Source organism: Bacillus sp. SIMBA_008 (genome assembly GCF_046535495.1).
GTDB lineage: Bacteria > Bacillota > Bacilli > Bacillales > Bacillaceae > Bacillus > Bacillus subtilis.
The window spans coordinates 1-245 of record NZ_JAWRWL010001056.1 but is presented as its reverse complement, the minus strand read 5'-3'; the positions used below and the strand labels follow the sequence as shown (position 1 = coordinate 245).

Annotated in this window: 1 pseudogene; it reads right to left on the bottom strand. The window is 38.0% G+C overall.

The window, feature by feature from the left end:
* Positions 1-245: pseudogene (gene fabI / locus SB658_RS26650) on the bottom strand (enoyl-ACP reductase FabI); the annotation flags it as partial.

Here is a 245-nt window from a genome sequence, read left to right as displayed (position 1 = left end):
AATTGTACCAACCTCTTGCTTGATTGTTTCAAAGCAAGCTGTAAGTTCTTCATCATTTGTTACATCACAAGGTAATACAAGTGATTCTTGTCCTTCTAATGTTTCCGCTAATTCACGAACGTTTCTTTCTAAACGTTCTCCTGCATATGTGAATATTAATTTTGCACCTGCATTATGCAAAGAGCGAGCAATTCCCCACGCAATACTTCTTTGGTTCGCAACGCCCATAACAACAAATGTTTTCC